Origin of the sequence: Cognatishimia activa, assembly GCF_001458335.1 — a bacterium.
Classification (GTDB): Bacteria; Pseudomonadota; Alphaproteobacteria; order Rhodobacterales; family Rhodobacteraceae; genus Cognatishimia; species Cognatishimia activa.
Map to the genome: position 1 here is coordinate 290,993 of NZ_CYTO01000024.1, position 8,012 is coordinate 299,004.

The window sequence follows — 8,012 nt, forward strand, 5'->3', positions numbered from 1 at the left end:
CCCCGTTACACCCTTTATTACGCCGAATTGAAAGAGCCTATGTCATTTGAAACCGCGCCAAGCGTAAATTCGGCATCCCACCGGTCATTTGTCTTCCTGCAAGGCCCCACATCGGGCGCTTTTCGCGACCTTGGCCGCGCCTTGGCAGCACGTGGGCACGATGTGCATCGTATCAATTTCTGTTTTGGCGACATGCTGTTTTGGCGCGGCAGAGATGCGGAGCGTTTCAAAGGGACACGTGATGAATGGCCAGAGTATCTGGCCCGGGTTTTAGAAGAGCGCCAAGCGACGGATATCGTCTATTTCGCGGACAGATTTCCTTATCACCGCGAAGCCCAGCAAGTCGCCCGCGCGATGGGGGTACGCTGTGTTTCGATGGAATATGGCTATATTCGACCCGATTGGTTGATCTTGGAGGAGGGCGGGCAATCCGCTTATTCGCATTTTCCTAATGATCTCGCCCAAATCCGCAAAACGGCGCGGGATTTGCCCGCGCTAAATCGCAAACCGCTCTACACGATTTCTGCGACGGAAGAGGCGATCAAAGAAGCGGGGTTCCATCTGACCAATGCGCTGACCCGGCCCTTTAATCGTCATTATCGGCCGGAACGCGTTCATTCCCCGCTGATAGAATTCCCTGGCTATATCCCTCGTTTCATACGCCGCGCGCACAACGCTAAGGTCGCGTCTGCGCAGGTTGCGGCGCTTCAAAAGCGCGATGTTCCGCAGTTTATTGTGCCGCTGCAAATGCAAGGGGACTATCAGATCCGGGCCAATGCCCCGGTCGGGTATCAATACGGCTTCGTGAACCAAATTATGGAGTCTTTTAAACGCGCGGCCTCCAAAGACGCGCTGCTGATCTTCAAGCTCCACCCGATGGACAATGGATTGATCAATTGGGAGAAGTTTGTTTCTGAAACTGCCGAACGCTTTGGACTCACCGAACGCGTACACTTTCTTGATGGCGGCGATCTGGGACCATTGTTCAAAAAAGCTTCGGGTTGCATCGTGGTGAACTCCACAACTGGAATGCATTCCTTGCTGGCAGGTGTGCCAACCAAAACGATGGGCGTAGCGGTCTACGATATAGACGGCGTGACCTATCAGGGATCACTCGATGAATTTTGGGACAATCCTTCACCCGCTGAGCCAGCGGATGTGCAAGCGCTGACGGAGTGCCTCGCCTATGGGATCCATGTGCGCGGCACAGTCTATGGCAAAGGCCGCACAGCGTTCGTGGAAAACGCCATAGATCGACTGGAAGCGGATGATCTGCACAAGCACAGCCTTTATGACGACATTCCTCCGCGTCTCACAAAGGCTCAGTCCCTCGGGGTCGAAACAGATTGGGGCGCGGCGGCCACTAAGCCTGCAGTCCCCAAAAAACGCATCGCCATCACTGGCGCAAGTTCGGGCCTGGGTGCTGCGTTGGCGCTGCGGCTGGCCGAACCTGGCATTTCCTTCGCTTTATGCGCCCGCAACATTGCGCCATTTGAAAAGCTTGCCGAGCAACTGCGCGCCAAGGGTGCAGAGGTTGACTATGCCTCTGTTGACCTCTCATCGCCGGGTGCGCCTGAAGCGTGGATCGATAGCGTTTGGAAAAACGGCCCCATTGATATGTTGATTTTGAATGCCGGGATTTTTGATGGTCGCGATTTAGACGGAAATCTTGAAACACCTGAACGGGCGGCACAGCTGATTGCGACCAACTTGACCGGAGCAATTACAGCGTCCTTTGCGGCCACCGAGCGCATGCGCAAACGCGGTTCTGGGCATTTGGTATTTATCAGCTCTTTAGCAGCTTTTGGTCCGCACGCAGATGCGCCGACTTATTCAGCCTCCAAAGCCGGGATGACGGCTTTTGCGCGTGCGATGCGTGAAGGGTTGTTGGATACGAATGTTGAAATCAGTGTCCTACATCCCGGCCACATTCAAAGCCGGCAAACTGAACAACATATTGGGCCCATGCCGGGGCTGATGTCTGTTGAAGCTGCGGCAGAAAAAATCGCTGCGGCAATTTATTCGGGCAGACCAGAGCTAAGCTTTCCGTGCCACTTGCGATTTGCGCTTATGGCGCTCAATTGTTTGCCATGGCGTTGGCAGGCGAAAATAAATGCAAAATTCAGATTTAGAGTCAAATCCAACGCCGAAGGTTAAGAGGCGTTATTTTTCGATATCCTTACAAGCAGAAAGCGGGCCACGACACGAAATAGGCCCGGAAAAACCGAGTTCGCTAGGGCAATCGCTTTGGCGAGAGTGCCTGGAACGATTGTCTTTTTTCTTCTAGAAAGCCCTCCTAAAATCAAATCGACAGCTCTCTCTAATGGAAGTGTTCCTGCGAGATTCCGAAGCCTCTCCGAGATAGTGGGTCGATTGATATGATTTGTTCCGACCAAAGGCGTTTGAATTGTGCCAGGGCTAACCACAGTTACATCAATTCCTCGGGCAGGTAACTCGAGTTGAAGCACCTGGGCCAAACCAGACACACCAAATTTGGACGCGCAATAGGCGCTATATCCGAAATTTGGAACATGCCCGGCTAAAGAAGAAATCAAAGCAATGTGGCCCCCTCGTTCCATATGAGGCAAAACCGCCTTCACGACATTCCAAGACCCTTTCAGATTTACATCGACGACACGATTAAACAATTCTGTGGAGAGATTTTCAGCAGGTTCACAGGCCGCAATTCCCGCTGAGTTTATTACTAAATCTGGGGTGCCAAGCTCTTCTTTTGCTTCTTTAATCACCTGCTCAAGCTGCGCTGTTTCCGTTATGTCGCAAGTGTAGAAACGCACGGTCGCCGAAGCCTTGCCTGAATCAGCGAGTTTCGATTTGGTATTCTCGCCGAATTCCAAATCGAATGCGGCAACCGAAATCCCAAGTTCCAAAAGACGGTTGCTCAGACCGAAGCCGATCCCGCTTGCGGCGCCTGTTACATAGGCGACTCGTGGTTTTGCACTTTTCCAATTGAGTTTCATGTGAACTTCTTAAGCATCTAAAATCGTATCCAAACCGAATCCGGCTTTTTGTAACTCTGACCAAACAGGGTAGAGCTGCGAAACTCAAGCGGCCACTGGGCAACAATTAATGACGCATCTATCGTTAAACAGGCACACTTCTAAATTAGTTCAAAGATGTGCCCGGCTTCAAGGAGTCGAGTAGTGCGTCATATTTTTAAATACAGCACATGCGTGTGCCATGCGCGAAGGATTGATGGGATCAAATATTGATATTTCAATTGTACATCCCGGCCACATTCAAAGTCGGCAAACAGAGCAACATATTGGGCCCATGCCGGGGCTGATGTCTGCGGATGATGCGGCAAAATATGTCGTCAGGTCGATCAAAGAAAAAAGGCTGATTTGAGTTTCCCTTGGCACCTAAAACTTGGCCTTAAAGCGCTGTCAGTTTTGCCGTGGTGGCTTCAGGCAAAGATCAATTCAAAACTCAGGTTCAGAGTGAAACCAAGGGCGTAGAATCTATGGCGTCACCAATTTTTTAGAGCAATGCATTTATTTACATAATATAGATTATCAGGGGTGACTTTTTAGAAGCGTTTTCTGCAATGTGGTGTGAAGGCACCGGTCGATCCGTCTGCCATACAAGAGCTTTGTAATAAACCGCGACCTATCAATCGGCCGAGTGGTTCTGCTGATCTAATTGCCGTTTTCACCCCAAACACTTTTTTTGAGATCAGAATTCAAGCTAAGTGCGCTAGACAGCGTGCTAAGATCAGACTGTTCAACAAATGTAGCTCGTTGCGATAGCAACGACTGACCGATCCCGGCTGCGCCTTCTTTCAATTGATAGCCCAACAATTCCAAAAGCGTCGGATAGACATCGACCATGCTTCCCTGCTTCTCAATGATCGTATTTTCGCCTGTCCCAAGGACCGTAAGAAAGTTACGGCGCGCGCTTTCTCGCTCAAGAAGGCTCTGATGAACAGAGTTTCGCATCGACAAATGATCGCTTTGTAAAACAACAAGCGTATCGTCAGATAAACCTAGCCGCTCAATTTCTTCCAGCAGATTGGTGACAAGACGGCCTGTACACGCGATTGCGGTCGCGATTATTGGCTCCATTTCCGGTTCAGGGCACGTACTATCTGGGTAACCTTCTGGGCCATGCGTAGCGATCGTGAGTGCCGCTAGGACGAAAGGGTTATCTTGCTTTGACATGCGAATGAGTTCGTCGGTTACCCGCTCAAACAGTAGATCGTCGTTCATTCCCCAGACGTTGGTGCGCGGCTCGTTCTCCCAACCCTCGAAGTCTTCCAGCCCTCTAACGCTATGAAAACTATGAGTTCGAAGAAAATCGCCTTTGGCATAGAGATCCAAAGTGGATCCATTTATGTAGCTTAACTGATATCCCGCTTGCGCTAAAACGTCGCCTAAACACGTTAATTTCGGCATGAATTGACTGATTTTTGGCAAAGCATGGCCGTAAATGGGATCTTTGCGCCGCGGATTATAAATTCCTTTGGCAACAAGCGGAACACCACATTGAGACGCGACAATACCGCCGATGGTGTGCTCTGTTCCTGCCACTTGACCGATTTCGGTAAAGCTTAGTCCCTTATTTTCTAGTTCGGTGAAAATGGCAAAAGCATCCTTGGTCTCAGGGATGTCTCGATAGGTCCGTTCAAGACTTTCCAGATATATTATGACGAGGTTTTTTTGCTCTTCTGGGGCCGCAATAATGCGTGGCGCAAGTTTATCAAGCCTGTCTGCTATCAATGCGTGATCTGGGTTTGGATAAAAATGACTGAACACAAAATGGCTGCCAGGAGACGAACCGATCAGGAATACAGCCATCGTCAAAATCGTCGGCGTTCCCGCGGGCACCAGCCAAAGCACCACCCAACCGGCTGCTAAAAGCAAAATGATGTGCATCAAATAATATCTGATTAATGGAGTAAAGCCTTCCAACCCGATCTCAGCGAGCTGACCAATTTGGTTTTCTTGAATGGAGATTAATAGACTGGCAACGTCTCTTTGCCCGAATGCTGATCCCATAAATGCAAAAGGAACGGTGACAAGCAACGCAAATGATAACAACCCGACTACCTCGTAGCGGACACGTTTTGGATTGCTGCCGCGAACGAGAATTGATCCAGACAATATGAGAGTGTGTGCAGCGAGAAATGTTGCAAAAAGTAAATATCCATTTGGATAAAAGACTGTGCTGCGCTTCAAGAACCAAAGGTAGCTCCACACAAGATAAAAAAGTGGAAAAAGAACCGCGCAGCGCATGAAAAATGAAGTGGTCATTCAGGCCTCACTGGTACAAAACATCAAACCGCTCAGTACTCACCCTGACAGGGTACTGATCTAAGAACTTCGAGATATCGTCGTTTCGCCGTAAAAAGGTTTCAAAAGAAAATCCAGGTTCGTCAAAATAACCGGCCTTTTTGTCAAAGACGATTGCATCCGGACGTCCAGTTTCTAAGTCATCCAACACATTTTGCCTCGTTTCTTCAGCGAGCAATATGAGCGCTTTGCAGTCGTCGGCTTGCTTTAGACACGCCGTCTCCGCTCTGGCATTTACGATACCGGGCACAGGCCACAAAGCAGGGTATCTGTTGTCCCAATTCGTTTGCAATTTCAAAGCTAAAATTGGTCCGGCGTGAACATATGAGCTCAATACAGTAATTCCGTTTTCGAATGGGCCTTCAATCAGAACTTTGTGCAAGCTCTGCGCGCTCACCGACCCAGGGAACCCACGGTGAATTGAAAGAGAGGAGATGATAAGAGCACATAGGATGGCAGAGCGTATGACCGCATTGGCCGAGCAACGCAGAATTAAAAATGCGCACAATATCAGGCCAAAGCTGTGAAGTGGAACCGCCTGATACCGATAGCCCGTCCACTGCAAAATATAAGAAGCGAACCCCGCCAGACACATCGCGGCAAGGATACCCAGACCAGGCGGAATCGATGATTGGCGCAAGCATTCCAGGAGCACAAGGAACAAAAACGATATTTGAAGCAGGCCGATACCAAAAATGACTTGTCTGTTAGAGTGTCCGTACTCGCCATATGTGAGCAAGGCCATGGGAACAATTTCAGTGAAATAAGCGGGGTGCCAAACGAAGACAAATGCGACGTACCCGGCCCCCATGGCAAAAATGCTGAGATTAGATGAAGATATCAAAGGGCGTAAACTGCGTTCTCTTATGATCAACGCGAGAGTGACGCATAAGGGAAAAACAAGAAAATGGGGTTTAAGACATATACCAAGTGCAGCAAAGCACCCACGAATAGCTCCGCCTCGCCCATTCATCCCATTCTGGTCGAAAACTGAGGCAATGGCCCAGGGTATCAAAAATATAACTAGTAAGTGATCCCTTTGCGCGAAATGCCGAAGCGCAGGGACCACCAAAGCGGCCCATAGCATGAGCATAAAAATTGTTTGACGCAATTGAGACGCGCGATCATGAGCCCGCAAAATGCGGAACGACCAGACCAAAACGACGCCAATCAAAATAGAGACCACCGCGTATTGCGCGTCAATTAACGTCAATCCTGTTAACCGCGAGAGCCAGTTGGCAGGGAGCGTATAGTAAAAGTTCAGCGGCGGATTGACTTCGATGATGGTTTTGTAAAGCTCTGCGCCTTCGATCCAGCGTTCGACGGCGATTAGAAACCAAGCGGTGTCATGATTGATAAGACGCCCTTGAAACAGCAGAAATGTTGCCGGCGTTGTAATTATAAAAAGCAACAACAGAGATCGAAACTGAATACTTTCGTTATCTGACTGAATCATGGCAAATCGCTTTATTCTCTCAAGGCCCAAAATTTCAAACAAAAGAATGTAAATAAGGGCACGACGACGCCCACGACGAGCATTGTCGCCGCAAATGAGAACCCTAATTTTTCAACGCCCCAAAGGGTAATAAGACTGCTTAGGGTGAGGCCAACAAGAGATACGAACAAGAAGCGCGGAAAATGGAATTGATGCCTAGCTTGAATTGCAAAGGTTGTCTTTGTGTGGCCAAGATATGAAGCCATTACTGCGCTTGAAAACCCAATGAAGTTTGCCAAGAGCGGGCTTGTCTCAAAGATCGCTTCAACCATAGTTGCTATCACGACGTGTAGCGACGTTGCCAGGGCGCCAACGACCACAAAACCTTTAAGCTGATTGATACTTTTCAACATTCATTTCGACTTAGAACGGCGACGATTGAAACGCCCACTGGCATCGGTACCCGGCCAACCAGATACCGCTCGGAAGCAAAAATCGTGGAAAGCAGGCGGTTAAAAACAGGGCCCGGCATTTTATCGTCTGAGACTGTAGAGCGGGATAATCGTTTTAGCACGCGCACGGACAATATCAGGGGGAGCAGAAGCATATTGAAGTTAGATATTCGATCGACACTTAGTCCAGCTTGCTTGGCGGCGATTTTGAGAGTGGTGCGCGTGTATCGGCGGAAATGATGGTGGTTCACGTCGTGCTGTGACCATAGCCAAGGATAAGCGGGAACGGTCACGAGAATTTTTCCTGTCGGAGCTAATCTGGTTGATAGCGCCGCAAGGGACTTGGCATCTTGCTCAATGTGTTCGAGAACGTCCAAAAGACAGATCAAGTCGAACTTGGATTCATGAAAGGGAACATCATCGGGCAAAGCCCCGTAAGCCACAGGCAACCCCGTTTTGGCATTTGCATTCGCGCGCGCTGACTCATCGTATTCGAAGCCGTGAACGTCTCCAAATTTTTGCAACATCGCAATGTTGCCCCCTGTGCCCACTCCCGCCTCTAAAATGTTCGCGGCACCGTCTAAAGCGGCAAAACGTGTTATGACTGCTGCAATTATCTTCCGCCTTGCCACAAACCACCAGTGTTTTGCCTCGAGCTGGTTCATGCGTTCATAGACGTCTTGCTCCATTATTCGCGGCCCTCCTTTACGGAACGAACAATATAGAGCGGCCTTTTGCGCACCTCATAATAGATGCGACCCACGTATTCTCCGATGATACCTAGAGCGACCAGGTTCAGCCCACCGAAGGTCAAGA

Annotated in this window: 7 protein-coding genes; 2 read left to right on the forward strand and 5 right to left on the reverse strand. The window is 49.5% G+C overall.

Annotation, left to right across the window (positions count from 1 at the left end; all coding sequences use genetic code 11):
* Positions 1-39 precede the first annotated feature (39 nt).
* Positions 40-2,157: an SDR family NAD(P)-dependent oxidoreductase gene (locus TA5113_RS12530; RefSeq protein WP_058316485.1), complete on the forward strand. Its 2,118-nt coding sequence runs from the start codon at positions 40-42 to the stop codon at positions 2,155-2,157.
* Here the strand turns inward: TA5113_RS12530 and TA5113_RS12535 are convergent.
* Positions 2,154-2,978: an SDR family NAD(P)-dependent oxidoreductase gene (locus tag TA5113_RS12535; protein WP_058316486.1), complete on the reverse strand. Its 825-nt coding sequence runs from the start codon at positions 2,976-2,978 to the stop codon at positions 2,154-2,156. The two genes, TA5113_RS12530 and TA5113_RS12535, sit on opposite strands and share 4 nt — an antisense overlap.
* Positions 2,979-3,198: 220 nt before the next feature.
* Here TA5113_RS12535 and TA5113_RS17095 point away from each other — a divergent pair, with 220 nt between their 5' ends.
* Positions 3,199-3,366 (forward strand): Rossmann-fold NAD(P)-binding domain-containing protein, encoded by a 168-nt coding sequence (locus TA5113_RS17095; protein WP_165589525.1) that lies wholly within the window; start codon positions 3,199-3,201, stop codon positions 3,364-3,366.
* A 290-nt stretch (positions 3,367-3,656) separates the two neighbouring features.
* On the opposite strand, the gene TA5113_RS12540 is transcribed toward TA5113_RS17095, so the two are convergent.
* Genes TA5113_RS12540 through TA5113_RS12555 form a run of 4 tightly spaced genes read right to left on the reverse strand, consistent with a single transcriptional unit; the run spans position 3,657 to position 7,885 of the window.
* Positions 3,657-5,270 carry a sulfatase-like hydrolase/transferase gene (locus TA5113_RS12540; RefSeq protein WP_058316487.1) on the reverse strand — a complete coding sequence of 538 codons (1,614 nt, stop codon included), beginning with the start codon at positions 5,268-5,270 and terminating at the stop codon, positions 3,657-3,659.
* 7 nt (positions 5,271-5,277) lie between these two features.
* On the reverse strand, positions 5,278-6,765 hold the full coding sequence (locus TA5113_RS12545) for a hypothetical protein (RefSeq protein ID WP_058316488.1): 1,488 nt from the start codon (positions 6,763-6,765) through the stop codon (positions 5,278-5,280).
* A gap of 11 nt (positions 6,766-6,776) precedes the next feature.
* Positions 6,777-7,157 (reverse strand): GtrA family protein, encoded by a 381-nt coding sequence (locus TA5113_RS12550; RefSeq protein WP_058316489.1) that lies wholly within the window; start codon positions 7,155-7,157, stop codon positions 6,777-6,779.
* A complete protein-coding gene (locus tag TA5113_RS12555) occupies positions 7,151-7,885 on the reverse strand; it encodes a class I SAM-dependent methyltransferase (RefSeq protein WP_082625975.1) in 735 nt (244 codons plus the stop codon). The genes TA5113_RS12550 and TA5113_RS12555 overlap by 7 nt, the downstream gene beginning before the upstream one ends.
* Positions 7,886-8,012: the final 127 nt, after the last annotated feature.

Bases quoted from the DNA above. Each gene is read 5' to 3' on its own strand.
- TA5113_RS12530 (WP_058316485.1), top strand. From the start codon at position 40: ATGTCATTTGAAACCGCGCCAAGCGTAAATTCGGCATCCCACCGGTCA.
- TA5113_RS12535 (WP_058316486.1), bottom strand. From the start codon at position 2,978: ATGAAACTCAATTGGAAAAGTGCAAAACCACGAGTCGCCTATGTAACA.
- TA5113_RS17095 (WP_165589525.1), top strand. From the start codon at position 3,199: ATGCGCGAAGGATTGATGGGATCAAATATTGATATTTCAATTGTACAT.
- TA5113_RS12540 (WP_058316487.1), bottom strand. From the start codon at position 5,270: ATGACCACTTCATTTTTCATGCGCTGCGCGGTTCTTTTTCCACTTTTT.
- TA5113_RS12545 (WP_058316488.1), bottom strand. From the start codon at position 6,765: ATGATTCAGTCAGATAACGAAAGTATTCAGTTTCGATCTCTGTTGTTG.
- TA5113_RS12550 (WP_058316489.1), bottom strand. From the start codon at position 7,157: ATGTTGAAAAGTATCAATCAGCTTAAAGGTTTTGTGGTCGTTGGCGCC.
- TA5113_RS12555 (WP_082625975.1), bottom strand. From the start codon at position 7,885: ATGGAGCAAGACGTCTATGAACGCATGAACCAGCTCGAGGCAAAACAC.